General features: G+C 72.3%; 22 protein-coding genes, 1 pseudogene and 1 riboswitch. Of the genes and pseudogenes, 9 read left to right on the top strand and 14 right to left on the bottom strand.

Annotation, left to right across the window (positions count from 1 at the left end; genetic code table 11):
• The first annotated feature begins 87 nt into the window (after window positions 1-87).
• Together BLU27_RS13220 and BLU27_RS13215 are read left to right on the top strand one after the other, a co-directional pair.
• Window positions 88-1,596, top strand: a complete 1,509-nt coding sequence (locus BLU27_RS13220) for a glycoside hydrolase family 32 protein (protein WP_157728514.1) — start codon at window positions 88-90, stop codon at window positions 1,594-1,596.
• Window positions 1,569-2,291: a nucleoside/nucleotide kinase family protein gene (locus tag BLU27_RS13215; protein ID WP_241827948.1), complete on the top strand. Its 723-nt coding sequence runs from the start codon at window positions 1,569-1,571 to the stop codon at window positions 2,289-2,291. Before BLU27_RS13220 ends, BLU27_RS13215 begins: the two co-directional genes overlap by 28 nt.
• Here BLU27_RS13215 and BLU27_RS13210 read toward each other — a convergent pair.
• The 3 genes from BLU27_RS13210 to BLU27_RS13200 form a co-directional block, all read right to left on the bottom strand.
• Window positions 2,200-3,453, bottom strand: coding sequence for an MFS transporter (locus BLU27_RS13210; protein WP_092653714.1), 1,254 nt, complete (start codon window positions 3,451-3,453; stop codon window positions 2,200-2,202). The genes BLU27_RS13215 and BLU27_RS13210 overlap by 92 nt on opposite strands.
• Before the next feature lie 153 nt (window positions 3,454-3,606).
• Window positions 3,607-4,680: an NAD-dependent epimerase/dehydratase family protein gene (locus BLU27_RS13205; RefSeq protein WP_092653712.1), complete on the bottom strand. Its 1,074-nt coding sequence runs from the start codon at window positions 4,678-4,680 to the stop codon at window positions 3,607-3,609.
• Between the two features lie 160 nt (window positions 4,681-4,840).
• Window positions 4,841-7,708 carry a sugar-binding protein gene (locus BLU27_RS13200; RefSeq protein ID WP_241827947.1) on the bottom strand — a complete coding sequence of 956 codons (2,868 nt, stop codon included), beginning with the start codon at window positions 7,706-7,708 and terminating at the stop codon, window positions 4,841-4,843.
• Window positions 7,709-8,062: 354 nt separating this feature from the next.
• Between BLU27_RS13200 and BLU27_RS13195 the strand changes: the two genes are divergently transcribed.
• The gene (locus tag BLU27_RS13195; protein ID WP_241827946.1) at window positions 8,063-9,664 is read left to right on the top strand and encodes a DUF4832 domain-containing protein; all 1,602 of its coding nucleotides are present in this window, start codon (window positions 8,063-8,065) and stop codon (window positions 9,662-9,664) included.
• Between the two features lie 71 nt (window positions 9,665-9,735).
• Window positions 9,736-10,719 (top strand): GNAT family N-acetyltransferase, encoded by a 984-nt coding sequence (locus BLU27_RS13190; RefSeq protein WP_092653708.1) that lies wholly within the window; start codon window positions 9,736-9,738, stop codon window positions 10,717-10,719.
• Between the two features lie 68 nt (window positions 10,720-10,787).
• Here BLU27_RS13190 and BLU27_RS29025 read toward each other — a convergent pair whose 3' ends face one another.
• From BLU27_RS29025 to BLU27_RS13170, 5 genes and pseudogenes are all read right to left on the bottom strand, one after another.
• Entirely contained in the window at window positions 10,788-11,144 is a 357-nt protein-coding gene (locus tag BLU27_RS29025; protein WP_157728513.1) for an HNH endonuclease, read from the bottom strand.
• 599 nt (window positions 11,145-11,743) lie between these two features.
• A pseudogene (locus BLU27_RS31240) lies at window positions 11,744-12,445 on the bottom strand (DUF222 domain-containing protein); the annotation flags it as partial.
• Between the two features lie 365 nt (window positions 12,446-12,810).
• Window positions 12,811-13,782, bottom strand: coding sequence for a hypothetical protein (locus BLU27_RS13180; RefSeq protein ID WP_092653704.1), 972 nt, complete (start codon window positions 13,780-13,782; stop codon window positions 12,811-12,813).
• 208 nt (window positions 13,783-13,990) lie between these two features.
• Window positions 13,991-14,563, bottom strand: coding sequence for a YceI family protein (locus tag BLU27_RS13175; RefSeq protein WP_092653702.1), 573 nt, complete (start codon window positions 14,561-14,563; stop codon window positions 13,991-13,993).
• Between the two features lie 128 nt (window positions 14,564-14,691).
• Window positions 14,692-15,075, bottom strand: a complete 384-nt coding sequence (locus BLU27_RS13170) for a MerR family transcriptional regulator (protein ID WP_092653700.1) — start codon at window positions 15,073-15,075, stop codon at window positions 14,692-14,694.
• Window positions 15,076-15,142: 67 nt separating this feature from the next.
• On the opposite strand from BLU27_RS13170, the gene BLU27_RS13165 reads away from it, so the two are divergent.
• Both BLU27_RS13165 and BLU27_RS13160 read left to right on the top strand, forming a co-directional pair.
• Window positions 15,143-15,685: a nucleoside deaminase gene (locus tag BLU27_RS13165; protein WP_092653698.1), complete on the top strand. Its 543-nt coding sequence runs from the start codon at window positions 15,143-15,145 to the stop codon at window positions 15,683-15,685.
• Complete coding sequence (locus BLU27_RS13160) at window positions 15,682-16,608, top strand: TIGR03619 family F420-dependent LLM class oxidoreductase (RefSeq protein ID WP_092653696.1); 927 nt, start codon at window positions 15,682-15,684, stop codon at window positions 16,606-16,608. The genes BLU27_RS13165 and BLU27_RS13160 overlap by 4 nt, the downstream gene beginning before the upstream one ends.
• Before the next feature lie 9 nt (window positions 16,609-16,617).
• Here BLU27_RS13160 and BLU27_RS13155 read toward each other — a convergent pair whose 3' ends face one another.
• The 6 genes from BLU27_RS13155 to BLU27_RS13130 all read right to left on the bottom strand — a co-directional run bounded on the left by BLU27_RS13155 (window position 16,618) and on the right by BLU27_RS13130 (window position 22,877).
• Window positions 16,618-18,027: a sugar porter family MFS transporter gene (locus BLU27_RS13155; protein ID WP_092653694.1), complete on the bottom strand. Its 1,410-nt coding sequence runs from the start codon at window positions 18,025-18,027 to the stop codon at window positions 16,618-16,620.
• 125 nt (window positions 18,028-18,152) lie between these two features.
• A complete protein-coding gene (locus BLU27_RS13150) occupies window positions 18,153-18,989 on the bottom strand; it encodes a hypothetical protein (protein ID WP_092653692.1) in 837 nt (278 codons plus the stop codon).
• Window positions 18,990-19,154: 165 nt separating this feature from the next.
• Window positions 19,155-19,772: a sulfotransferase family protein gene (locus tag BLU27_RS13145; RefSeq protein ID WP_092653690.1), complete on the bottom strand. Its 618-nt coding sequence runs from the start codon at window positions 19,770-19,772 to the stop codon at window positions 19,155-19,157.
• A gap of 27 nt (window positions 19,773-19,799) precedes the next feature.
• Window positions 19,800-20,651 carry a PP2C family protein-serine/threonine phosphatase gene (locus BLU27_RS13140; protein ID WP_092653688.1) on the bottom strand — a complete coding sequence of 284 codons (852 nt, stop codon included), beginning with the start codon at window positions 20,649-20,651 and terminating at the stop codon, window positions 19,800-19,802.
• 87 nt (window positions 20,652-20,738) lie between these two features.
• The gene (locus BLU27_RS13135) at window positions 20,739-22,001 is read right to left on the bottom strand and encodes a pyridoxal phosphate-dependent aminotransferase (RefSeq protein ID WP_092653686.1); all 1,263 of its coding nucleotides are present in this window, start codon (window positions 21,999-22,001) and stop codon (window positions 20,739-20,741) included.
• A gap of 12 nt (window positions 22,002-22,013) precedes the next feature.
• A complete protein-coding gene (locus BLU27_RS13130; protein WP_157728512.1) occupies window positions 22,014-22,877 on the bottom strand; it encodes an aldo/keto reductase in 864 nt (287 codons plus the stop codon).
• Window positions 22,878-22,995: 118 nt separating this feature from the next.
• Window positions 22,996-23,158: riboswitch (cobalamin riboswitch) on the top strand.
• A 51-nt stretch (window positions 23,159-23,209) separates the two neighbouring features.
• Here BLU27_RS13130 and cobT point away from each other — a divergent pair.
• The 3 genes from cobT to BLU27_RS13115 all read left to right on the top strand — a co-directional run bounded on the left by cobT (window position 23,210) and on the right by BLU27_RS13115 (window position 26,709).
• The gene (cobT, locus tag BLU27_RS29890; RefSeq protein WP_241827945.1) at window positions 23,210-24,952 is read left to right on the top strand and encodes a nicotinate-nucleotide--dimethylbenzimidazole phosphoribosyltransferase; all 1,743 of its coding nucleotides are present in this window, start codon (window positions 23,210-23,212) and stop codon (window positions 24,950-24,952) included.
• A complete protein-coding gene (locus BLU27_RS13120) occupies window positions 24,949-25,782 on the top strand; it encodes an adenosylcobinamide-GDP ribazoletransferase (RefSeq protein WP_092653680.1) in 834 nt (277 codons plus the stop codon). The genes cobT and BLU27_RS13120 overlap by 4 nt, the downstream gene beginning before the upstream one ends.
• A gap of 99 nt (window positions 25,783-25,881) precedes the next feature.
• Complete coding sequence (locus BLU27_RS13115; RefSeq protein WP_092653678.1) at window positions 25,882-26,709, top strand: ECF transporter S component; 828 nt, start codon at window positions 25,882-25,884, stop codon at window positions 26,707-26,709.
• The last annotated feature ends 153 nt before the right edge of the window (window positions 26,710-26,862 follow it).

Here is a 26,862-nt window from a genome sequence, read left to right as displayed (position 1 = left end):
GGGAGTGTCCGGTTGCAGCCCGGCCAGGACCTCACGTGCCGGACGGCCGGTTGACCGCGGTGATCCCGCAGCACCATCGTTGGCGCGGTGCCCGCACTACCCAACGACCACCACGCGCCGCACTTCCACGTGCGGTCGGTGGATGGCTACGTCAACGACCCGAACGGCCCGGTCCACTACCGCGGCGTCTTCCACCTCTACTTCCAGCAGGTCTTCGACACCCCCCGCACCGGGCCGGTGCACTGGGGCCACGCGACCAGCTCCGACCTCGTGACCTGGACGCTGCACCGCCCCGCGCTCACGCCCTCCCCCGGTACGCCGGACGAGGGAGGTTGCTGGTCGGGCAACACTGTGCCGGCCGACGACCGGCTGTACGCGTTCTACTCGGCGTTCGACCCGGCGAACCCCTTCCAGCCCGTGCGGAGGGCGGAGTCGGCCGACGGGTTCGAGTTCACCGGATCGGTCCCGATGGTCGATCCGCCGGACGCCTCGGAGTCGCCGGTGCAGTTCCGGGATCCGTTCGTGTGGTGGCACCACGGCCGCTGGTGCATGATCGTCGGCGCCGGGCTCGCGGGAGACGATGCCGACGGCGGCGCACTCGGGCAGGCCAGGCTGTACGAGTCGAGCGATCTGACGCGATGGAGTTACGTCGGGCCGTTCGCGAGCCGGCGGCGTACCGGCGAGGGCACCGACCACGACACCGGGATGATGTGGGAGTGCCCGCAGTACGCCGCGCTCGGCGAGTGGGGCGTACTCCTCGTCGGCGCGTGGGACAGCCACCAGGGCATCACCCACGTGCTCGCGATCAGCGGTCGCGACCAGGCCGACCGGCTCGCCGACCCGGGGCCCGCGGTGCGCGCCGACCAGGGCCCGAACTTCTACGCCCCGTCGGTGATGCGCGACCCGAGTGGCCGGGTGCTGGTGTGGGGCTGGGTCACCGAGGGGCGTGAGACCGTCGCCTCGGTGGAGGCCGACTGGTCCGGGATGCTCACCCTGCCCCGCGTCCTCACCGTGACCGGCGCGGGTGAGCCCCGCTGGCATCCGCCGGCCGAACTGGCCGCGCTTCGCGACGGCGCTGTCGGCTGCGTCGAGGGCCCGCTGGAGGACGGCTCCTCGGTGGACGTGGTGGACGTGGTGGACGTGCCCGCCCAGTTCGAGCTGGACCTCGCGCTCACCGCGTCCGGCACCGACCGCGACGCCACCCGCGTGCGGCTGGTGACCTCCGGCGCCGACGGCGCCGGTGAGCCCGAGCACCTGGACCTGCTCGTCGACTGGCGGGCGGGCACAGTGGCCGTCGACCGGGACCTGGCGAGCCGGGACCCGAGGTCGCACCGGGGCACCTTCACGATCACGGACGCGGTGGCGGCCGCCGGCGACGAGGACGCCGAGGAAACCGGGGCCCAGGGGCGGGCGAGCGTCCGGTTCCGCCTTCTCGTGGACGGGTCGGTGGGTGAGCTGTTCGCGGCGGACCAGACGCTCACCTTCCGCTTCTACCCGCAGTCGCCGCCACCGTGGACCCTGCGGGTCACGCCCGGTGCCGGCGGTCCGGTCGACGGACGCGTCACAGTGTGGCGGTTGCGCAGGTCGGTGCGATGACGTACGCCGAACTCCTGGCGCAGGCACGCACACTCGCCTCTACCGGACGGCGGCGCGTCCTCGGCATCGTCGGCGCGCCCGGCGCCGGTAAGTCCACCCTGGCCGAACGCCTGGTCGCCGACCTCGCGCCGGCCGCGGTCTACGTACCCATGGACGGCTTCCACCTTGCCCAGGCCGAACTCGACCGGCTCGGACGGGCCGGCCGCAAGGGCGCACCGGACACCTTCGACGCCGCGGGTTACCTCGCCCTGCTCCGGCGGCTGCGGGATACGGCCGAGGGCACCGTCTACGCGCCGGCGTTCTCCCGGGTACTGGAGGAGCCTGTGGCGGGATCGATCCCGGTGCATCCGGGCACCCCGCTGGTGGTGACCGAGGGCAACTACCTGTTGCTCACCGACGAGCCGTGGCGACAGGTGCGCGCGCTGCTGGACGCGTGCTGGTTCGTGGTCACCGAGCACGACGTCCGGATGGACCGGCTGATCCGCCGGCACAAGGCGTTCGGCAGGTCCCCGGCGGTGGCGCAGGCGTTCGCCACCGGCTCCGACCAGTGCAACGCCGACCTGGTGGCCGCCGGGATCACCCGTGCGGATCAGGTGGTCGACGTCACCGCGTGGGACCTTCGCCCGCGCGCCGCCGGAGTCGGCCAAGGGGACGGCGGGATCGACGAGGGCGAGTACGGCGAGGGTTCCGCCTGACCGGTGCCGGGTCACGCGCCCGCCTCCGGCGTACGACATCCGCGGTCACGTACGCCGCACCCAACGCCACCAGCAGACCGTCGGCGGCGAACAGCCAGCCCATCGGCAGCCACACCGAGCCGGCTCCGAACGCCGCGAAGACCGCCAGCGCCGCCCCCTCGGACAGCACGCCGGACAGCGACGTCACAGTGGCCCGTGCCGGCCCGCTGATGGCGTGCTGGAGACGTGCGTCGAGCAGCAGCCTCGCCAGGTGGAAGGCGCCGATGCCGACCCCGATCGCGACCACTCCGATCGTGGACGTGGCGGCCGCCCCGGCACCGACGAGGAAGCCGGCCACGGCCAGCGCGACCGGAGCGACGGCGTACCGCCACCGCCGGGCGGCGACCAGCGCCGCCGCCGCCACCATCGCCAGCCCGGGCACGACCATCAGCAGCGGCACGTACAGGTCGGGGACGCCGACCGCCCGGGCCAGCAGCGGGAGGTACTCGTCGAAGGCGACCAGCCCGGGCAACAGCCCGGTCAGCAACGTGAGCCGTCGTACGGCCCTGTCGCGGACCGCCTCGGCCACCCCCGCCCGCAACGTCGCGACGTACACGCGTATCCCGGTCGGCTCGGACTCCACGCCGGTGCGGGGTACGCCGGGGAATGCCAGCGCCACCGGCACCTGCGCCAGCCCCATCGCCACCGAGGCCCACCCCACCACCTGGTAGCCACCGAACGCGAAGAACGGGGCCGCCAGCGCGGTGGCGGCCAGTCCGGCGGCGCCCTCCGCGGCCGCGGCCCGGCCGAGCAGCCGGTCGTAGGTGCACGCGGCGCCGACCGCGGCGAGTTCGTCGTACACCAGCGCCTGCAGGGTGCCGGACTTGAGCGCACCCTGCGCGGACCACAGCAGGAAGCCGACCGCGAAGGCCGGGAACGACGGCAGGCAGATCCACAGGGCGAACCCGGCGGCGCGCAGCACCGCACCGACGGCGAGCAGGTGGCGTCGCGACAACCGGTCCGCGAGCACGCCGGACGGCACCTCGAGAACGAACGCCGCACCTGCCCACAGGCTGAGCAGGACCGAGATCTCGCCGGTGGAGAGCCCACTGTCGGCGAACAGCAGTGCGTACAGCGGGTACAGGAAGATCGCGTCGTCCAGCCCGGAGAAGGCGACGAACAACCGGCCGACCCTGCGAGCCCGGTCGGCCGGCGGGTCAGCGTGGCCCGCCGCGCGGCGACGGGACCGGCTGGAAGCTCAACGAGGCCAGTTCATGGGGAAAGCCTAGGTTGTGTGGGCGTAGGACGCCAGGCTGGTCAGGTACGTGGGGCTGCCTCAGCGCCGATGCCAGGCAGCGAGAACCTCGGCCTCCTCCGCCGCGGTCAGTCCGGCATGCAGGTCGGCCGGGTCGGCCCGGTCGCGGCCGGTCTCCCGGGCCCAGACCAGGGTGTCGCGTGCGGTCTGGGCGAGGTCGCGCACCGCCAGCCCGGCGGCCAGCGTCGCGCTGACGTCGTGGTCGAGCATCCCGGCGTACTCCGGAAGCGGCAGCCAGACCGGCAGCGACCGCGGACCCGCCCACGGGTTGACCTTCTGCGCCGCGAGGAACTCCTGGTCCACCCACGTCAGGTTCGGCTTCGCACCCGCTTCGGCGGGGTCCACCGCAGCGACCCCTCCGGCAGCCGCACCGATCCGCGCGTCGGCGTCGCCGACTCCGGCCGCGACCCGGTCCAGGAACTCGCCGCGCCCCACCGTCGGGCCGGTGGCGTCGAAGACGCCCACCACACCGGTCTCCGCGGACCGGACGATCCAGGCCGCGAGGTCGCGTACGTCGATCACCTGCACCGGCTCCTCGGGTGCACCCGGCGCGAGCACCTCACCTCCGCGCGCCAGCCGGAGCGGCCAGTAGGTGAACCGGTCACTCTGGTCACCCGGGCCGACGATCAGCCCGGCACGCACCACGTTGGCCCGGTCGCCGAGCGCGGCGAGCACAGCCTGCTCGCAGGAGACCTTCGCCGAGCCGTAGTTCTCCACGTCGCGCTCGTCGGCGTCGGCGGACAGCGGGTCGTGCAACGGCCCGGTGTGCGGACTCTGCCCCGGCGTGGAGTTGTCGCTGTAGACGCTGATCGAGGAGACGAACGTCCAGTGGCGTACGCCGCCGCCGAGCGCGGCCACCGCCTGCCGAACCTGGCTGGGCAGCCGGGCGACGTCGACCACCGCGTCGAACTCCCGGCCGGCCAGCGGGGCCAGCCCGTCGGGGTCGTCGCGGTCGACGCGGACGAACGACGTTCCGGCCGGCGGCTCGCCGCTGCTGCCGCGGGCGGCGCAGGTCACCTCGTGGCCACGCGCCACCGCCTCGGCGGCCACCGCCGCGGACAGGAACACCGTTCCGCCCAGGACCAGGATCCGCATCGGGCCTCCTCCTCGTCGATCCGCGTCGTTCGGGCGGACCGGCACGAGCGCCGGTCCGCACAGCCGCGGATCTGGGAAGCCTGGCCGATCCCCCGGGGGGTGCGCCAGCCGATTCCGCCGACGGCGATCGTGCTACGCCGTCGGCGGAATCAGTTGCGAGCTACTTCCGCAGCGGGATCCTCGACGCGAGCGTGCCGGCACCCGACGTCGCCTCCCAGCCGGCCAGCACCCGCGGGTGCCCGGCCAACGCCCGGTCCAGCGGAACCTTCACCGCGGTGCGCCCGGCGCCGTCGACGGAGACGACCGCGCTGCCGGCCGTGCCCTTGTCGTCCACGACGAACACGTGCGCCTCGCCGGCCCCGGCGCTGTCCAGATCGGCGGTCAGGACACCCCTGCTCCACCGGGCACCGACCAGCCAACCGCTGTCACCGAGTGGTGCGGCCGTACCGCCCGACAGCGGCACGTTGACCCGGACCGACTGCTCGACCGTCTGCGGCGATTCGACGCTGCGCAGCGCGGTGTCGGGCACCACCGGGTCTGCGGTCGGCCGGTCTGCGGGCGGCTGGTAGCCGGTCAGCCGGGCGAGGCCCCAGCGGTAGGGGTCGCCCTGCACGCCACCCCAGGTGGACCAGCCGATCCGCGTCTGGCCGGTCTTGTCCTGGGTGTCGGAGTCGTAGACGAGGATGTTCAGCCCGAGCTTGTCCGGGTCGACCGAGGCGGGGAGCTCGGCCAGCGGGATCGCGGCCTCCACGGTGTATCCGGTGTACGGCGAGCTGACCGTACTCGCGAACCTCACGCCCGGGGCGGTCTGCGCGATCGGGCCCTGATGGTTGTCGGCATCGCGCAGCGCGCACGCCGGACCTTCCGCGGTGAAGGGCAGCACGCCCAGCTTGAACGTCGACGCGGTGTTCTCGCTGGTGCCGCGGGGGTCCAGCGCGATCTCGACGCTGTCGGTACGCCAGTGCCGCTTGCAGTCGCTGGTCGCCAGCGGCGTGCCAGCGGTGTCGTCGCGTACTTCCACAGCCACGTAGATCGTGTCGCCCGCACGGGTCACGTGCGCCGTACCCGAGCAGTCGGCCGCGGAGTCACACGGCGAGCCCTCCCACAGCCGGGAGATGTCCAGCGCCTCGCCGGGGTATTCACCGTCGCTCACCTTGCCGTCCACGGTGGGCGCGGCCGCGGCCGGTTCGACCGTGGTCGCCGGCACGAGCTCCAGCGCGGGACTGCTCACCGAGGTGGCTCCGTCGTCGGTTCTGGTGGTGACGGTGTAGGCGTAGTCGCCGGGCGCCGCGCCCTTGGTGCCGCCCGCGTTGGAGGTGGGCAGCGACACGTCGGTGTTCCGAACCGTGAACGTCACCTTCGCGGTGGCGCCCGCGGCCAGGCCGGTGAACGGCTTCTCGGCCGAGTCCGCGGCGAACCCGTCCGGCAGGTTCAGCCTGACGGTGCCGGACCGGGCGGTGTCGGAGTTGTTCGTGACCGTGTAGTCGATCGCCCGCTCGCCACCGGACGGGATGGTGAGGACCGGGACGACGAATCCGCGCAGTTGGGGTACGCCGACCTGCCGGGCCCACGCCTCGAACGAGGAGACCTGCGGCAGGAGCTGCTGCTGCGTCGCGACGTCCGGGGTCAGCTGGACCCGTGTCGCGGAGTACCCGGTGCCTGCCCCGGTGGTGAGGAACGCCTCGATCCGGGATCGCTCGCTGACCGGGTCACCCTCGGGCTGGGTCGCCGGCGGGGTCACCGTGAAGGTCGCCGTGGCCGAGCCGCCGGGCCGAACCCGCCCGAGCGCACCGTCGCCCTCGACCCGCCAGCCGTCCGGTGCGTGCAGCGTCACCGACGACCGGCCGAGGTCCGCACCGCGCGGCGCCGTCACGTGCACCTGCACGGTTGTGGGCTTGCCCGGGCGTACGTCGAAGTCGCTGTCCACCCTCAGCTGCGTGCCCAGCGGGACGGTGCCGTCGGGCCGGGTCAGCGCACCGTCGAGGATCGCGTCCGGCTCGGCCGCGGGTTCCGTACCCATCTTCGGGTACGGAACCCGCGAGGCCACCTGGGTGAACCGGTCGCAGCCCAGCTGCGCCGGGTCGGAGGGGGCGTCGGGGAAGCCCGCCCAGCCCTGCGAGGCGTACTCGCGCTGGGCGTCGCGCTCGATCGCGGCCCAGGTGCGACCCTGCTCGCGCGAGACGTTGCCGGAGAAGACGCCGTAGATGTCCTGGGACGGGTCGACCGGAGTGAAGGTGTTCACACACGACGGCCCTGTCGGGCCGGTGCCGCGCGCCCGGCTCAGCAGCACCTTCGCCGGCGCGAACGGCTGCAGCTTCTCCTTCGTGATCTGGTCGGGAAACATCTTCGGGTCGGCGGCGGCGTAGTAGGCGGCGATCGCCAGCCGGGCCGCCTCCTGGTGGTTGCCGTGGTTACCGGGCGAGGGCGCGGGGTCCATCGTGACCAGGATCTCCGGCCGGGTCTGGCGGACGATCCGGACGACCTTCGCCAGCGCGTCCTGCTGGTCCCACAACCGCTCGGTCAGCGGCGCCGACACTGTGTAGAAGAAGTCGACCTTGTCCAGGTTGAACACGTCGGCGATGCCGGCCTTGCCGACCGCGCGGCGTTCCTCGGCCTCCCGGATCAGCCCGAGTGCGGGGCCCTCCTCCGGGCCGACCGCGTTGCCGCCGCCCTCGCCCCGGGTGACCGTGATGACCCCGGTGCGTACGTCGTTGTCCTCTCCCCACTGACCGAACGTGGACAGGGCACCGGCCTCGTCGTCGGGGTGCGCGCCGACGAACAGCGCGCCCAGGTCGACCGGCGTCCCCCGCGAGGTGTCCGCGGAGGTCTCCGCCGTTGTCTGGGCAGAGCGCGCGTGCGCGACCTCGGTGGACGCGACCGGCGCGGTGGCCGCCGTGCCGGTCGTCGCAGCCGCGGTGGCCGGCGCGACGGCGGCGGTGGCCGGCCCGGCAGCGGCGACCAACCCGGCGACGACCATGCTCGCGAGCGCGCTCACCGCCGTTCGCGTTCGAACGGGTGGGAACCCCATGCTGTCCTCCTCATGCCGTGCCGACCGACCGGCACGGCGCGTGACCGGCGACGTACGTCCGCGCCGAAGCACCGGCGACAGACACACTCCCCCGCCGCGGCGCTCGCGTGATCGTCTCGCGCCACCCGTGATCTTGGAAAGAGCGCGGACGCGAAGGCCTTCCCCTCGTACGGGTGAGCAAGCGTGGCGGAGCCGGTTGTGGCCAATGCGCACGCGCTCGCCGTCATCACCCCAGGCGCGTGGGTAGCGTGCGGAGTCAGCCGCAGTTGATCGACTTCGGCCGTACCCACCCAACCCGCTGTTGCCGCCGCCGGGAACCTGCCGGCGACGGCAAGCACCTCGCAGGAGGTACACGTGCCGAGGAGACTGTCCGCAACCGTCGCGCTCGTGTGCGGCCTGGCTCTGCTACCCGCGCTGCCCGCGTTCGCGTCATCCGCAGCCGGGTCCTTCGCCACCGGGTCATCCGCCATAGGGTCGTCGACGGCCACGCGCGCCGCCACCTCCGCCGAGGGGAACCGCACCGAGCGGACCTACGCGGCGAGCACCCAGAACATCGCGAACCCCGAGCGCGGCTTCTACCACCACACCGAGACGCATTTCCGCGCCGACGGTTCGGGGTACGAGGCGCTGGACCCGGCCACTCTGCGCGGCTGGCGGGAACGCGAGCACGTCACCCAGATCCTGCGGGTCTTCTACCTGGAGAAGTTCGCCGGCACCGACACGATCGACCAGGCGTACCTGTCCCGCGTCGGCGCCGACTTCGCCACCGCCCGCTCCGCCGGCGTGAAGGTGATCGTGCGGTTCGCGTACGCGCAGCCGAAGGACGACTGGCCCTACCAGCCGCCGTACGGTGACGCTCCGAAGGAACGTGTCCTGCGCCACGTCGCGCAGCTCACGCCGGTCCTGCGGGCGAACGCGGACGTGATCGCCACCGTGCAGGCCGGCTTCATCGGACTGTGGGGCGAGGGCTACTACACCGACCACTTCGTCGCGGACCCGCTCCACCCGGAGAACGTCACGCCGCAGGACTGGGCCAACCGGCGCGAGGTGTTCCTCGCCCTGCTGCGCGCGTTGCCGACCACCCGCACCGTCCAGGTGCGCACGATGCTGATGAAGCAGAAGACCGTCGATCGGCCCACCGGCAAGGAGGGTGCACTCCCGCCTGCGGAGGCGTACTCGGGCACGCCGGTCGCGCGCATCGGGCACCACAACGACTGCTTCCTCGCCAGCCCGGACGACTTCGGCACCTTCCTGTCCGACCCGATCACGCTGGACCAGGAGTACCTCGCCCAGGAATCGAGGTTCGTCCCGGTCGGCGGTGAGACCTGCAACGTCGACCCGCCGCGTTCGGAGTGGCCGAGCGCCGAGGCGGAGATGGCGCGCTACCACTACAGCTACCTCAACTCCGACTACAACAAGAACGTGCTGGGCAGCTGGGGCGCGAACCTCGAGGAGGCCCGGCAGCGGCTCGGCTATCGGCTGCGGCTCGCCACGGGCAGCTTCGCCGACGGCGTACGCCCGGGCCGATCGTTCACTGTCAACCTCGGCTTGCGCAACGACGGTTTCGCCGCGCCGTACAACCCGCGCTCGGTCCGGCTGATTCTCACCGGCGAACACCGGTCGTACGAGGTGCCGTTGGCGGTCGACCCGCGCCGCTGGGAGCCCGGCACGTCGATCGAGGTGAACGCCCGGGTCTGCGCCGGCCTCCCGCCGGGCAGGTACGCCCTGTCCCTCGACCTGCCCGCACCCGAAGCGCGGCTGCGGTCGCAGGCGCTGCTCCCAGGCACCGACACCAGCTACCACGCGGCGTACGCGATCCAGCTCGCCAACACCGGCGTGTGGAACTCGCGTACCGGCTACAACGACCTCGGGCAGTCCGTCGTCGTAGGCCGCGACCAGTCGCCCTCCGCGTCGTGTGCCGGCGGGCTGCGGCCGCGTCCCCTGCCCACGCGGTAGGCGCCCGGATGACACGCGCCGACGAAGTCGTGACTTGCGTTCGCCGGCCGATGGCTGGATAGCCTTGCGGGATGCGTGAACCTGCCTGCGTCGGTGCCCTGATCCGCGACTCCCAGCACCGGGTCTACGCCCAGCGCCGGAGCCCCGACCGCCGGCTGCTGCCCGGGATCTGGGACGTTGTGGGCGGCCACGTCGAGGCCGGCGAGACGCCCGAGGAGGCGCTGGCCCGGGAGGTCGAGGAGGAGACCGGCTGGCGCCTGCGCAGTGTCGAGGCGGTGGTCGCCGACTGGGAGTGGTCCCACGAGGGTGTAGTACGCCGAGAACTCGACTACCTCGTCGATGTGGACGGCGACCTCACCGCTCCCCGGCTGGAGGAGGGCAAGCACGACGCGTATGCCTGGGTGGGACCAGCCGACCTCGATCTCATGATGGTCGACCGCACCGACGGCGACCGGCGGCTGCGCGACGTGGTGGCCAAGGCCATTCGTACGAGGTTCACCGACCGCCTGCGGCTCGAACCCGTCGGCCCCGAGCATGCCGGGGATCTGTGGACGATGCACCAGGACGCAGCGCTCGCGGAATGGCACGCCGGCCGGTGGACCATGGAGACCGCGCAGGCGAACGCAGCCGAGTGGGGCGCGGCGTGGGAACGCGACGGAGTGCACAAGTGGGTCGCCTACGCGCGGGCCGACAGTGGGCCTGCCCGCCGCGACGAGCTGATCGGGCGGGGCGGGTTGTCCCGCGCGGTCGTCGACGGCGCGGAGTGTCTCGAGCTGGGCTGGAACCTCCGGGACCGTTTCTGGGGGCATGGGTACGCGAGCGAGATCGGCCGGGCCGGGCTGACGTTCGCGTTCGACCAGCTCGGCGCCGACGAGGTGGTGGCATTCACCGAACGGCACAACCAGCGGTCGCGCGCAGTGATGGAACGCATCGGCATGCGGTTCGTCCGCGAGTTCACCTCGCCGGGCCTGCAGGAAGGCCGCGAGGGCGTTCACGACGACGCGGTCTTCGCCTTGTACGCGGCTGACCGCACGGCGTCTCGCTGCTCGGCGTAGGGCCACAGGGCATATCGCTCCCCGACCGTCAAGGCAACCTTGACAGTTTGGAACCAGTCTTCGGGGCCTCACGGTCGGCGTACTTTCTGTTGCGGGTCCACCCATTCGGGTGGGGTGTATTCGGGGTGGCCGTGGTTGCCCATGCGCACTTGCCAGCCTTTGTGGTGGACGTAGGTGTGGTGGGTTTTGCAGAGCAGTACTCCGTTGGCGAGGTCGGTGGGGCCGAAGTCTTCCCAGGCGGTGATGTGGTGGGCGATGCAGCGGCGTTCGGGGACGTGGCAGCCGGGGAAGTGGCAGTGGGACCCGTCGCGGATGGCGAGGGCGCGGCGTTGTGGTTCGGTGAAGAACCGGTCGGCCATGCCGATGTCGAGGATTTCGCCGTTGCCGCCGAGGACGACGGGGATGATGTTCGCGTCGCACGCCATCCGCCGGATCGTCGCCACCGAGAGCGGTTCTCCGCGCAGGCGGAGGATCCGGGCCGACCCTCCGCCGCCGCACTTGGTGCAGCCGTCGTGGAGATCGAGTTGGTTGTTGGAGTCGTTGGCAGCGTCCGGCCCCGCCGCCCCCTTCTCTGATTCGGGTCCAGCGTCTGTGTCGGCGTCGTCTTCCGGCTCGAGCTCCCAATCTTCGGGTTCGGGATCTGCTGCCGGTTCGGCGTCGGGGCTTGGACCCGTTCCGGTTGCGGTGTTCGGTTGTGGGTGCTGCCGGGGTTCTCGTGGTCCGGGTATCCGCTCCGCGAACCCAGCCGGGTCAGGTGGCTCGGCTCGTCGTTTCTCCTTGTCCAGTTGAGTGTTCCGGCCGGGCATGGAGTCCGTGGACCTGACCGCCCCGGCCGCGACGGGCCTCCCCTTGGACCCCGCTGTGGGCTTCCCGCCCCCACTGCCAGCGGCACCCTCGCCGGGCCTGCACTTCCTGCGCTCGGCCTGTCGTGTGGCGTCGGTGGTCTGGCAGCCGCAGGGCATGGACGGACGGGGGTGGTGTCGTCGATGGTGCCGAACCCGGTGCCTTGTAGGAGCTGGTCCAGGCCGATCGTGACGGTCACGCAGTCGCGTCCACGGCCACGGTTCGGCGACGCCTGCCACTCGGCCATCCTGGCCACGAGTTCGGCGAACGCGTCCCCCCGTTTTTGGTCCAGCGGCCGCTCGTCCGGTTCGGGACCGTTGTCGGCCGCGATCAGCGCCTCGATGATCTTGCGGAGAGCTTCCATCTCCAGCACCGGCAGCTTGACGATCATGGTTTCGGACCCCGGGATCCCGTTCGCCAGGTATTTCAGGGAGCGTCTGCGTTCGGCGGCGCGTTCGGCGGCGTCGAGTTCCTCACCCAGCCGCCGTTCCCACTCCTCCGGGGCGAGCACCAGCAGCAGATGCCGCCCCAGCAGCCGCACATCGTCAGGGCTACGCCGCCGCGACTCCTCGATCAGGTACTCCTCACCCTGCACCCGCTGTTCCAGGCCGATCCATCGGGGCAGGTCCTTGATCGCGGCGGCGATCACCTGCGCATGCCGAAACGACACCTCACCCCGCGCAAGAGCGGCGGCAGTCAACGTCACCGTACGGTCCAGGTCCCGCGCCAGCACCACCGCCGCGGAAGCATCGTTCTTCGACATCCGCTGCGCGGTCCGCAGCCACACAGCCGTGGTCGCCGCACCGGTCGCCTTCCCCACCTCGCGCGCCTCGGCCTGGCGAACCCAGCAGAGAGTGAGCGCATCGACCCGGGCCTTCTCCACCGCCAGCTCACCGATCAGCTCCCCCAACTCACCCCCTCCACGAACGTGGTCGGCGTCGCCAGGGCCTCGTCCAACCCGACACGCTCGCCGCCAACGCAGCCCTCAACCGGGCGACCGCACCACCGCCGCCTGCACCGGGAAGATCCTGCTCTGTCGAATGCATGTTCGAAGCCTACCGGCCGGCGCCGCCATCATGATCGTTGTCCACAAGGAGATCCCGATGCGACGCCGGCCCGACACCTGTGGACAAAAAGCTGGCGCCACACCGTTCGGAGGAAGCCACTCCCGGCCCGGTGACGCCTACCGGAGAAGCTGCCGTCGGCTCGGCACACCCACGCATGCCGGTCGGGCACAGCCCACCCGGATCAGCGGACGGTCGAGGCCTGGAGTCGGCTGAGGAGCTGGGATGTGACCGGTACGCCGACGGACTGCAACGCCATCAGTGCAGCACCGCCGAGCGGATCGAGCGCCGCGCCGGCGATGCTGACGGTCGGCGCGGATCCGGCGGCCAGGAGGCAGCTGATCCGGTCGACGAACTTGGGGGCGGTCGCCAATGCGCCCGCCAACGCCAAGGGCACGTCGACATCGCTGACCAACGGAGCCAGCAGCCGTACGCCGGACGCGGTCTTCTCGGCCAGACGCGTCACCGCCGCATCGGCGAGCGGAGAGTCGTCCGCGGCGGCGGTGATCGCCGGCGCCAGACCGCCGTAGCGGCGCTTCACGTCGTTGTGGTCCAGGCCGCCAAGACCGAGGACGATCCGCCGCAGGTCCGCGACATCGCAGGCTTCCCACCAGGCCAGCACCGTCTCGATCAGCTTCCGATCGCCGTCGGCGTGGTCGCCGAGCAGAACGCGGTGCATCACGTCGAAGACCAGGTGCCGTGCTCCGCCCGCGTAGTGCTGGAACCGCCCACTCTCGATCACCGTGCCGTCCACGGTGACGGCCGCGATCATCGAACCGGTGCCGGCCACGACGATGATCCCCGGCGCTCCGGCGAGTGCACCTCGGTGGGCGATCACCGCGTCGTTGACCACCTGCTGCGGACAGGTCAGGGCGGCATCCTCGAAGAACGTGCCGATCCAGCTCACCTCGCCGTCGATGGGATAGCCGGCCACGCCCGCCGTCATCGCGACAGCATCCTCGACCGCGAGCCTGCCACCGGTCACCGCGGCAGCGATCGTCGAGCAGACGTTCGCGGCGGCGGTGTGGTTGTGGGAGGGCGACCCACCTGCTCCGACCTGACGGGCCAGCAGCGCTCCGTCGAGGGCGAAACAGCCGACCCTGGTCTGCGTTCCGCCCGCGTCGATCGCGACGACGTAAGGCATCGATGTCGGCATGGCCCGCAGGCTAGTCGATCACAGGCCTCTCCACACCCTCGACGAAGGGCAGCCGGCGGCGGCATCGTCGACGATGTCGACCTCGGAGATCACGTAGGCCGGCATGCCGCCGGCGTCGCACGACGTTCGGACACCAACGGTCATTGGCGTTTCGGCGCCGGGCCGCCAACCGGTCGCCAACCGGCGGCCGACGAGCGGCGCCACGGACTCAGACGCCGGCGAGCTCGGGCTGGAGCACCGCCTCGACGTCCACGGTGACGTCCACCAGGTCACTCACCACCACACCGCCCCGGTCGACGGAGTCGTTCCAGCTGACGCCGAAGTCGTGCCGGTTGATGCTCGTACGCCCCACGAACCCGGCCCTGCGCCGCGGTCCGAGGTCACGCCCTTCCTCCCACCACGGCGTGTCCCACTGGCCGAGGTAGCTGACGTGCAAGGTGACCGGCCGGGTCACACCGCGGATCGTGAGGTCGCCGGTCACCTCGAACGCCGAGGCGCCGATGCGTTCGACCTCCCCGCCGACGAACGTCCAGGTCGGGTGGTGCTCGACGTCGAAGAAGTCCGCGCTGCGCAGGTGCGCGTCCCTCGTCGGCTCACCGGTGTAGACCTTGGTGGCGTCGATCGTCGCCTCGATCCGCGTACGGTCGAGGTGCTCCGGGTCGACGACGAGCGAGCCGTGCACGTCCTTGAACTGTCCCCGCACATAGGTGACCATCATGTGCCTCGCGGTGAACTCCGCACCGGTGTGCCCCGGCTCGAACATCCAGTGGCTTGCTCCCATGACTCCCCCTCGCCGCGCTGTGTACGTCGTCGTACGTCGTCCGGCGCGGACCCGGCATCCGGAGCGAATCACCCGATCGGCGGCACGGGCAGGCGACCGGCCTCTTTCCATCGTGTCACGCCGAGGAGTCAGCCAGAGGAGGCCGGGACAGCCGGGGACTCGCTCGGCTCGGCCGCGGCGATCACGCCGTCCAGGACGTGCAGCGACGCGGCCATCTCCTCTATCTGGCGCAGGATGCGGGCGCGTTCCACCTGCAGGTCGCCCACCAGGCCGGCGGAGGGGATCACGCGTTCACCGTCGGACCGGACGCACGGCAGCAGCTCGACGATCTTCGAACTGCACAGGCCCGCGGAGTACAGCAACTGGATCTGGCCGACCCGCGCGACGGCCGACTCGTCGTACTCCCGGTAGCCGTTCGGGCAACGCCGCGACGCCAGCAGGCCCTGCTCCTCGTAGTAGCGCAGCGCGCGCACGCTGACCCCGCTTCGCCTGGACAACTCACCGATGCGCATGCGGGAGAGCGTAGCTCCGATCAAGCCTTGACCCTCACGCCGACGTCACGGTTTAGCGTCTGGGCTCATGACGACGACACCGGCCTCCCCGAACCAGTCCCCCGACCCCGGCCGACCCCAGCACGGCACGGACGACGACCTGCTCCCCTATCTGCGCCAGGCGCTCGACCTGGCCACGGCGAACGCGGAAGCGGGTCAACTGCCGTTCGCCGCCGTGGTGGTCCGCGACGGCCAGGTGCTCGGCACCGGCGTCAACACCGCCGGCCGCGACTCCGACCCGATCGCGCACGCCGAGGTCGAGGCGGTGCGCGACGCCTGCCGAAAGCTCGGCGACGGCAACCTCGCCGGAGCGGTCGTCGTGTCCAGCTGTGAGCCATGCGCGATGTGCCACACGGCGGCGCTGGTGGCCGGCGCGGCCCGGATCGTGTACGCCGCACCGAAGGAGTACGTCCCCGACTTCGACGGTACGCCGCGCCCGGACCTCACCCGCCTGCAGGGAATCCTGCGCGACGCCGCGCCGGAGACAGTCGAGCACCAGCCGACGCCGGGAGCGCGGGAACCGTTCGAGCGCTACCTGGCAGTGGTCGCGTCGAAAGGTGAGGGCCGGTGAAGCTCGGCGTCAACGTCATCAACTTCGGCGCGGGCGCGGGCCCGGACGCCCTGCTCGGCTGGGCACGGTTCGCCGAGCGGGCAGGCTTCTCCCTGGCGATGATCTCCGACCACGCGGCGGTCACCCAGGACGTCGCCGACCTGTACCCCGAGCCGTTCTACGAGCCGTTCACCGCGATGGCCTGGCTGGCCGGGGTCACCGAGCATCTGGAGCTCGGCACCTCCGTGGCCGTCGCGCCCTACCGCAACCCGCTGTTGACAGCGCGGATGACGACCGCGATCGACCAGTTCAGCAGGGGGCGGGTCGTGCTCGGGGTCGGCGTGGGCTGGTCGGCGCCGGAGTTCGCCGCACTGAACGCGCCGCCGTTCAAGCGCCGGGGCGACGTCACCGACGAGTACCTGGCCGCTGTCAAGGCGCTCTGGACATCCGAACGCGCCACGTACGAGGGCGAGTTCGTGTCCTTCCGCGACGTGTACACCGGCCCTCCGCCGGTACGCCGGCCGCACCCGCCGATCTGGGTGGGCGGCTCCAGCCGGGCCGGCCTGCGGCGGGCGGTGACCTACGGCGACGCCTGGCACCCGATCAACCCGCGCCCGGGCTGGCTGCGTACGAAGGGCATGCCCGGCCTGCGGGCGGAAGCCGACGCCGCCGGACGTGACGTGCCGATGCTGGCCGTACGGATCAGGGCCAACCCGGGCGCCACCCGGCGCGACGACGCCGAACGGCTGACCGGCGAGGGCACCATGTCGCAGATCCTGGACGACGTGGCGGATCTTGCGGACCTCGGCGCGGAGTACGTCGTACTGGACACCGTTCTCGAGAATCCGTCGCTGCGGCGCCCCCTCGAGGAGGACTGGCGGCTGCTGGAGAAGGTCGCGAACGCGCTCTTCGACGCCGGCCTCGCCACCCCGGCGGGCAGCTGAGGCGGCACGTCACATCGACTCCAGCTCCCTGCCCTTGGTCTCCCGCACGGCGCGGGCGACGAACAGGAACGACAGGATGGCGAACAACGTGTAGAGCGCGTACGCGAACCCCAGCCCGATCTGCTGCAGTACCGGGAAGGTCGTCGACACCGTGAAGTTCGCCAGCCACTGCGCGGCGGCCGCGACGGCCAGCGCCTGCGCGCGGATGCGGTTGTTGAACATCTCGCCGAGCAGCACCCACACCACCGGCCCCCAGCTCAGGCCGAAGAACACGACGTAGACGTTCGCCGCGATCAGGGCCAGGGGCGACATGATCCCTTCCAGGGCGGGCTTGCCGTGCACGAGGGGCGCGGTCCCGAACGCGTACGCCAGCGTCCCCAGCGTGATGACCATGCCCACCGAGCCGATCAGCAGCAGCGGCTTGCGGCCGATCCGGTCGATGGTGGCGATCGCGATCAGGGTGGTGATGATGTTCGTCACCGAGGTGATGACCGTGATGATGAGCGAGTCCTTCTCGCTGAAGCCGACGGCCTGCCACAGCACCGACGAGTAGTAGAAGATCACGTTGATGCCGACGAACTGCTGGAACACCGACAGCAGGATGCCGACCCACACGATCGGCAGCAGGCCGAGCCGCGGACCGCGCAGGTCGCCCAACCGGGAACGCCGGTCCGCGCCGAGAGTGCGCTGGATGTCCACGACCTTCGCGTCGACGTCGCCGCCGACGTACTGCGCCAGGACGTCCCGCGCCTCGACCAGCCGTCTGCGGGCGACCAGGTAGCGCGGCGACTCCGGGATCTGCAGCGCCAGGATGCCGTACGCCAGTGCGGGCACTCCCAGGGACAGGAACATCCAGCGCCAGGCGTCCAGCCCGAACCACAGTTCCCTGGTCGCACCGCCGGCGGCCGCCACCAGCCCGAAGTCGATCAGCAGTGCCATGAAGATGCCGGTCACGATCGCCAGCTGCTGCAGCGAACCGAGCCGGCCGCGTATCCGGGCGGGCGAGATCTCCGCGATGTACGCCGGTGCGATCACCGACGCCGCACCCACGCCCATGCCGCCGATGAACCGCCAGACCGCGAGATCCCAGATCGAGAACGAGAACCCCGACCCCAGCGCGCTCACCAGGAACAACACGGCGGCGACGACCATCACCCGGATCCGGCCCATCCGACCGGCCAGCGGCCCGGCGAACCACGCGCCGAGGGCCGATCCGAGCAGCGCGGCGGCGACCGCGAACCCGAGCACTCCGGGCGAGGCGTGGAAGGTGTCCCGAACCGCCGCGACCGCGCCGTTGATGACCGCGGTGTCGTAACCGAAGAGGAAACCACCGAGGGCGGCGACCATGGCCACCAGCACGGTGTGGCCCGAACTCCCGGCGTCGGAGGCGCCCGGAACATCGGGATCTGGTCGGCTCATCCCGGTCTCCTCACCCGGCGGGGTGGCGAGCCGGGCCGGATCACCTCAGCTCACGACTCACCGTAACCGAGCGATCCGGCCGCGTCCTCGCGCCGCGTCGAAGCGGCGCGAGGACACGTGCTGCCTCAGGCGGGTTGGTCGGGGTGCAGTGCCCGCTGGTCCCGACGGCGGCCGTCGGGGTCGACGTCGCCTGCCTGGTCGTACGCCCGCTCGTCGCGGCCCTCGTCGTACGCCCGCTCGTCGTAGCCCGCCTGCTCCTGACCCGCCTGGTCGTAGCCGGCCCGCTCGTCGCGACCCTGCTCGTACGCCTGCTCCTCGCCCGGATGGTCGCTGCCCCGCATGTGCTCGACGGAACCCCGTGGACCCCGGTGACGCTCGCCGCCGGTCAGGTGCTGGTCGCCCTCGTCGACCGGCACCGCGGCCACGTGCTCACCGTGCGGCTGGTGCCCACCGTCGGATCCGTCGTCGGCCAGGTTGCGGGTCCGGTCGTCTGCGCGTAGGTCCTCGCGGCCGTCCGTGGCTACGTCCTCACGGCCGTCCGTGGCTACGTCCTCACGGCCGTCCGTGGCTACGTCCTCGCGGCCGTCGGCGCGGTCGTCCGCCCGGTCCTTGTCGCGCAGGTCGGGGTCGAGCTCGTCGGCCCGGCGCAGGTGCTCCTCCGCCTCGGCGCGGGTGGAGTGCGCGCGTTCCCCACGTGCCCGGGCCTCCTCCTCCAGCCGCTTGGCCTCGGCCAGCTGCTGCTCCGCGGCGGTGCGCACCTCCTGCGCGCGGTCGCCCAGCTGTCCGGCCTCGCGGTCGTGCACCGCCGCCTGGCGGCTGATCTCCACCGCACGGTCGCGGGCTTCCTGCGCCGCGATCCGGCGTTCCTCCTGCTTCTTCGCCCGCAGTCGCAACGCGACCACCACGCCGACGACGATCAGCGCGACCACCACGATCACGGCGATGACGATCCCTGTGCCCATCTGGACCTCCGGTGTTCGAGCACTCGGCCCGATCTGCCCACGCACCGTTGCCGAGCGGCCCGCAGGAGAGTGCGTCGTTCGGTCACCGGCAGGGCACAGCCAGCTGCGACCGCGCCGGTGCGGCCATCGGACGCTAGCACCGGCGAGACCGCTTCGCAGGAACCCTCAGTCGGCGGGGCGGTTCCCCCAGGTGGCACTTTCGTTCAGATGCGGGTACGGCTCCGCGGGCACCGGCCGGTCCAGGAAGGCGCACAACGGCTCCCAGCCGTCGCCGACGTGGTGGACGAGCAGCCGGTCCGCCGGGACCGTCGCCCGCACCTCGGCGTTGTGGCGTTCGAACGCCGCGACCAGCCGCGCACGGTCGTGCGGCTCGCCGTCCAGAAGGCGCCGGACGACCACCTCCTGCGCCATGGCGTTCCACCTCTCGGCCCTCGGGTCGTCCCAACCGAGGGCGATCGGGCGGTAGACGGTGGCGTGGTAACTGGCGAACCACCGCTCCGGGTCGCGCACCGTGAGCAGGACTTTCGCGTCGGGATAGGCGGTGAGGAGTTCCCGCCAGAACACGCTGCCCGGCCAGTCGACGGTCGCCGCATAGTCGGCGTAGATCCGCTCCCAGTCGAAGTCCGGTCCGGCCTTCGCCGCCTCGAGGAAGAGATCGGCCTGCTCGGGGTGGTCGAACACCTCGTGCATGTGGTGGCAGGGCAGCCCGAGCATCTCCAGCGCACGCTTCATGGAGGTGGTGCCCGTACGTGCCCAGCCGGCACCGATCACCTGCAGCGTCATCGCCGCCTCCCAGGGTGTGTGCGAACCCTACGCCGCGTGGCCGTGGCCGGCCGGATCGATGAGGTTGGCGAGGTCGGTGACCGCGCCCTCCATGCGGCAGAAGTAGGGACGCCGGTGCCACGGCATCAGGTCGCCGTCGAGGACGTCGCCGACCACGCAGGTGACGTTGTCGCGGCCACCGGCGACCAGTGCCGCCCGGACGAGGTTGTCCGTGGCTTCCTCCGGCGTCGCATCGACGAGACATGAGCGGATCTCGTCCTCGTCCACGAAGTCGGTGAGCCCGTCGCTGCACAGCAGCAGCCGGTCACCCGGTTGCAGGTCGAGCAGCACGATGTCGGCGTCCGGGCGGTCGCCCCCGTCGACGAACCGGGTGACGGCCGAGCGGTACGGATGGACCCTGGCCTGCGCCGGGGTGATTCTTCCCTGGTCGAGCAGCGACTGGACCAGCGTGTGGTCGACCGACACCTGCCGCATAGTGCCGTCCCGCAGCACGTACGCCCGGGAGTCGCCGGCATGCGCCATCGCGAAGGTGTGACCGTCGGTCAGGACCGCGGTGAGGGTCGTGGCCATGCCCTCCCGGGCCGGGTCGGCGGCCACCCCCTCGACCAGCAGCCGGTGGGCGCGGTCGATCCATCCGCGGAGGACCTCGGAGAGGTCGGGAAGGTCGGCACCGGGAGTCGTGGATTCGCCGGGTGCCGGCTTGGGCAGCAGCGACATCGAACCGAACAGATGCGCCACACTCGCCGAGGCGACCTCGCCGGCGGCGTGCCCACCAACCCCGTCCGCGACCAGCAGCAGGTGCGGCCCCGCGAACGCGGAGTCCTCGTTGTTGCCGCGGACCAGACCGACGTGAGTACGCACCGAGTACGTGAAGCGCATAAGACATCGTGCCACGCGCGGTCGGCGCAGCCTACCCCCGAGGTGGCACCCATCAGATGAATCTGCCGGACGAATCAGCCGGACGAATCAGCCGCGGTCGAACAGGCGTCCCAGCGCGGCGCTCAACTGGTCGAGCCGGTCCGCGACCCAGGGCAGCTCCACCGGATCGGCAGCGGTCAGCGCCTTCTCCCGCTGCTCACCCTCGCCGTACAGCATGCTCGTCGCGATCCGCAGACTCAGCCGCTCGTCCGGGTCGCCGAACGCCGCGCCGGGCAGCGTCGCCACGTCGAAGGAGTCCAGCAGGAGGTTCGCGAGCTCGGTCCCGGTACGGACCGACCACCGCTCGGCGAGCAGGTCGGCGTACGCGGAGAAGTCCGGGTAGAGGTAGAACGCCGCGGTCGGCGGGTGCACGGACGCACCCGCCGCGGCGAACCGGTCGGCGACCGCGCCTGCCACCCGCGCGTGCAGCGAGCGACTGGCGGCGATGCGTTCGGTCAGCTGCTCCGGCTCCTCGAACGCCCAGGCGGCGGCCTGCTGCACCGGGTTCGCCGGGCTGGACCACACCTCGCTGGCAACAGCGGCGACCTCGGCACCGAGCCGGTCGCCGAGCGGCCCCTCCGGCATCCGCGCGACGCCGATCCGCCAGCCGCCGAGGGCGAGGTTCTTGCTCAGGCCGGTGGTCACGACAGTGCGTTCGGGTGCCAGCTCGGCCGGGCTGAGGAACTCACGCACCGGGTCGTGTACGAGGTCCCGGTAGATCTCGTCGGACACGATCAGCAGGTCGTGCCGGCGGGCCACGTCGGCGACGGACCGGATCGTGCCGCTGCCCGCCAGCGTCCCCGTCGGGTTGTCGGGCAGGGTGAGCACGACCAGCCCGATCGGACGGCCGGCGGCGCTCGCGGAGGCGGCGGCCGCGTCGAGCAGGTCGGGATCGGGTACGCCACCCTGCCCGTCGAGCGTGGGCACATGGTGCACCTCGCGGCCGAGGAGCTGGGCCTGTGCGGCGTAGGTCACCCAGCTCGGCCGCGGCAGCGCGACGCCGCCGACGCTCGCCCGCAGCACGGCGTACAGCAGCGGCTTGCTGCCCGGGCCCGCGATCACCTGCCCGGCGGTCGTCGGCAGGCATCGCCGGCGCCAGTAACCGGCTGCGGCCTCGCGCAACGCGGGAAGGCCGGTGACCGGTCCGTATCCACCGGAGGACCCGCTCGCCGCGGCCACCCTCAGCGCCGCCACGAGGTCGGGATGCACCGGCAGCCCCGCCTCGCCGAACCCGAGGGGCAGGACGGGCCGCCCGGCCGCCAGCCTTTCCGCGGTGAGCTGGTTGATGGCGAGGGTCGCAGAGACGGCCATGGCGTCACTCCATCACACGTACCGCTCGTGCAGCGCGGCCAGGTCGATCCGGCCCGCGAGGTCGTCGGCGACGGCGAGGTTGGCGCGTACGACGTCCGGGTCCCGCATTCCGACCAACGCCACGTCGACGTGCGGGTTCGACAGCACGAACTGCACCAGCGCGCTCGAGTAGTCGAAGGTGTCGGCCGGGTTCACCATCGCCAGCCAGCGCTGGAACGTCCCCGACGTGGTGGTGCGCATCGTCAGCGTGCCGAGCCCGTGGCTGCGGGCCTCGAGCAGGCTGCCGAACGGCCGGGTGGGGTCGTACGGGTGCTGGAAGAGGAGGTTGTAACAAACCTGCACGGTGTCGAACCGACCGCTGCGGATCAGCCGGTAGACCGAGTCGTTGTTGTCCTCGGTGGTGAAGCCGACATGCCTGGTCAAGCCCTCAGCCTTGACGGAATGTAACCGTTCGGCTACGCCGCCGGGCGCGAGGATGGCGTCGGTCTGCTCGGTGGTGAACGAGTCGCCGTGGATCTGCAGCAGGTCGACGTGGGGCCGGCCGAGGCGTTCCAGGCTGGCCTCCAGCGACGTACGCACGTCCACGCCGTACGGCACCTTGGTGGCCACGAACAACGGGCACCCGCCGCTGGACTCGACTCCGCGCAGAGCCTGGCCGAGCACCCGTTCGCTCGCTCCGGCGCCGTAGCCCGGCGCGGTGTCGTAGTAGTTGATGCCGCCCTCCAGCGCCACCTCGATCGCCGCGAACATCGCCGCCCGGTCGCCCGCGTCGTCGGGGTCGAACCGCCCGAGGTAGTTCGTCAGGCCGAGAGTCGCCCCGCCGAAGCCGATCCGGCTGACCTTCGCTCCGGTCCCGCCGAGAGTGGTGTACTCCATCGCCGCCTCGCTTACCGTCCGCTCGTTCGGTGTCCCGGTTCCCCCGGCTGATCCGTCCGGCCGACCCGTCGAACCGGCCCGCTCGTGATCATGTGCCATTCTGGTCGCCGGCGACAGGGAGGAACCCGGTGCGAATCCGGGGCGGTCCCGCCACTGTCACCAGGAAGCGACCTCTCCACGCAGGAGCATCCGCACAGGAGGCTCTCCGCGTAGCCGCCACTGCCGCGCGAGCGCGGTGGGAAGGCCGGAGCGGACGCGACGATCTGGGAGCCAGGACACTCCGGTCGCCGGTACGACCATCCAGGGCGCGGACTCCTGTGGAGGTACAACTCGTGGCTGCCGTGAACTCTGCCGGGAACACCGCCGGCTCGGTGCTGGACCGTACGCTGCGCGCCGTCGGTCCGCCGGACGCCGAAGCTGTCGCCAGAGCCCGCGCCCGGCACGACGCGCTGGCCAAGCCGCGCGGCGCGCTCGGTGTCGTGGAGGACCTCGGCGCGCAGCTGGCCGGGCTCGCCGGAACCTGCCCGCCGCCGGCGCCCGAACCCGCCGGCCTGGCCGTCTTCGCCGGTGACCACGGCGTCCACCGGCAGGGGGTCTCGCCGTGGCCGCAGGAGATCACCGCCGCGATGGTGTCGACCTTCCTGTCCGGCGGCGCGGTCGTCAACGCCCTCGCCCGGCAGGCGGGTGCCCGGGTGCTGGTGGTCGACGTCGGGGTCGCGGCCGACCTTCCGCCGGCGCCGGGGCTGCTGGACCGCAAGGTGCGCGCGGGCACCGACGACCTCAGCGAGCGGCCCGCGATGAGCCGGGGCGAGGCGGTGGCGGCGGTCGAGGTCGGCATCGAGGTCGCCGACGACCTGGTGGCCCGCGGCTGCCGGTGCCTGCTGACCGGCGACATGGGCATCGCCAACACCACTCCCGCGGCGGCCCTGGTCGCGGCGTTCACCGGAGGTAAGCCGGAGCAGGTGACCGGCCGCGGCACCGGAATCGACGACGCCACCTGGGCCGGCAAGGTCGCCGTCGTCGGCCGGGCCCTCGACCTGCACCGCCCCGACGCGGCGGACCCACTCGGCGTCCTCGCCGCGCTCGGCGGCCTCGAACACGCCGCGACCGTCGGCTTCCTGCTGGGGGCGGCCGCCGCCCGGATTCCGGTGGTACTGGACGGCATCGCGGCCGGCGCGGCCGCCCTGGTGGCCCGGGCGCTCGCACCCGAGGCGGTGGGCGCGTTCGTCGCCGGGCACGTGTCCGCGGAGCCGGCCGCGCGGCTGGCGCTGACGGCGCTGGGACTGCGTCCCGTCCTCGACCTCGACCTGCGGCTCGGCGAAGGGTCCGGCGCCGTCCTCGCGCTGCCGGTGATACGGGCCGCGGCCGCCGTCCTGACCGAGGTCGCCACGCTGGACGAGGTCGCCACGCTGGACGACGTCGCCACGCTGGACGACGTCGCCACGCTGGACGACGTTGCCGCCGGCGGAGCGGACGGCCGGCGCGCCCGGCGACCGCGGCGGATCCTGGTACTGGGAGGTGCACGGTCGGGCAAGTCCACGACCGCCGAACGGCTTGCCGGAGAGGCCGGGACGGGTCCTGTCACCTACCTCGCCACGGGACCGCGGCCCACCGCCGACGATCCCGAGTGGGCCGAGCGCGTACGCACGCACCGTGAACGCCGCCCGCCGGACTGGACCACCGTGGAGACCGCCGACCTGGTGACCCACCTGAAGGCCGACGAGCCCGAACGCACGGAGCCGTTGCTGATCGACTGCCTGTCCACCTGGCTCACCCGGATGATGGACGAGGCGGGCTGCTTCGGCACCGAGCACCACTCCCCCGCACAGGAGCCGGTCACGGCACAGGACCCGGCCGCCGCGCTGGCGGCCGAGGTCGACGCGCTGGTCGCAGCGTGGGAGTCGACGAGCCGTACGGTCGTCGCGGTCAGCAACGAGGTCGGCGGCGGGGTCGTGCCCGCGACCACCTCCGGGCGGCTCTTCCGCGACGAACTCGGCGTACTCAACGCCCGGATCGCCGCCGCGTCCGACGAGGTGTGGCTGCTCACCGCCGGCATCCCCCAGCGGCTGCGATGAGCGGCCCGACGAGCGCCGCCCTCGGCGAGAAGGCGGCGAAAGGACGCGGCCTGGCGCTGGCGGTGACGATGGTCACCGCCGTGCCGGTGCCGGGCCGTTGGGCCGCGGCGTCGGTGGACCGCGACACCGCGGGCCGGGCGGTGTGCTGGCTGCCGTTCGTCGGCGCTGTCCTCGGCGCGGTCGCCGGACTCCCCCTGCTCGCCGCCACCGCCCTCGTACCCGATGGCACCGGCGCTCTGCTCGGCGCCGCGCTCGCCGTCGCCACGCTGGCGCTCGCCACCCGGGGCCTGCACCTGGACGGCCTGGCCGACACCGTGGACGGACTGGGGAGTTCCGCGCCGGCCGAACGCGCGCTGGCCATCATGCGGCAGCCGGACATCGGGCCGTTCGGGGTGGTGACCGTCGTACTCCTGCTGCTGGTGAAGGTGGCAGCCCTGGCGGCACTGGCGAACCACGCACCGGTGGCCGCACTGCTCGCGCTCGCGGCGGCCGAGTGCGTGGGGCGCCTGGGCGTCGTGTGGGCCACCGGCGCGGGAGTGCCGTCCGCTCGGCCCGGTGGGTTCGGAGCGCTGGTGGCCGGTACGACGACCCGGCCCACCCACCTCCTGCTGACCTCGGCCGTCGTCGCCGGGTGCCTCGCCCCGCTCGGCTGGGACGAGCCCCGGCTCACCGGAGCGCTCCTGGGCACGCTGGCCGCCGGTCTCGCTACCGCCGTGGCGTGGCGTCGGCACGTCGTCCGCCGGCTCGGCGGGGTGACCGGGGACGTCTTCGGCTCGGTCGTGGAACTCGGCGCCGCCGCGGGACTGCTCGCCGCCGTACTCCTGCGCTGAGATCAGGGACCACAGACCAGGGACCACCGACCACAGTCACCCCGGCCACAGTGCCGTACGCCATGCCGATCAACACTGGGCCCACACTCGGGAGCCGACATGTCAGCCAGCACCTCCTTCGCCCCGGTCCGGCTGCGGTCCAGGAGCACCCTGGTCCTGCTGCTGGCCTCAGCGGTCGGCCTGGTCGGCTTCGGCTGGCCGTTCCTGGTGGTGACGCCCGCAGGAACCGGCGCGAGCCACGGGCAGGACGCTGGCTACCTGTTCGTGGCTCTGCTGCCGTTGCTGCTCGGCCTGGTCTGGGCCGAACTCGGCAGCGGAGGCATGGACGTCAAGGCGGTGGCGATGCTCGGTGTGCTCGCCGCCGCGGGCGCCGGGCTGCAGACCCTCAGCCCGGGCACCGGCGGGTTCGACCCGGCGTTCTTCCTGCTGGTCATGGCCGGGCGGGTGTTCGGTCCGGGGTTCGGCTTCGCGCTCGGCGTGGTGACCATGCTCGCCACCTCCCTGCTCACCGGCGGGGCGGGCCCCTGGCTGCCGTTCCAGATGATCGGGCTGGCCTGGGTGGGCCTGCTCGCCGGCTGCCTGCCCGCTGCCTCCGGCTGGGCCGAGCGTGGGCTGCTCGCGGTGTACGCCGGGCTGAGCGGCTTCGGCTACGGCGCGCTGCTCAACCTGTGGTTCTGGCCGGCCGCGGCGTACCTACCGGACGGGGCGGCGTACGTCCCGGGCGCATCGCTCGGCACCAACCTGCACCACTACGCCGTCTTCTACGCCACCACCTCCCTCGGCTGGGACACCGCGCGGGCGCTGCTGGGCGGAGTGCTCGTCCTGGTCGCCGGGCGGCCGGTGCTGGCGACCCTGCGCCGGGCCGGCCGGCGGGCCGCCTTCACCGCGGGCCGGGACAGCGAACCGGACCGAGCTGACCGGGGCTGACAGCGATCTGTGCGGGCTCTCTCAGCGGCCGGAGCCATCCTCGGTGACGCCGGGGTGGACGGCGGCGGGCCGCGCTGTGCCAACGCTCGGGAATCGTCTCGACGGGCGGTCGGGTACCACCTAGATTGCCGTGGGCGACACCGAACGTAGCCG

The organism is Actinopolymorpha singaporensis (assembly GCF_900104745.1).
Taxonomy (GTDB): domain Bacteria; phylum Actinomycetota; class Actinomycetes; order Propionibacteriales; family Actinopolymorphaceae; genus Actinopolymorpha; species Actinopolymorpha singaporensis.
Note: the sequence above shows the minus strand (reverse complement) of the source record. Positions and strands in the feature narration are given on the sequence as shown.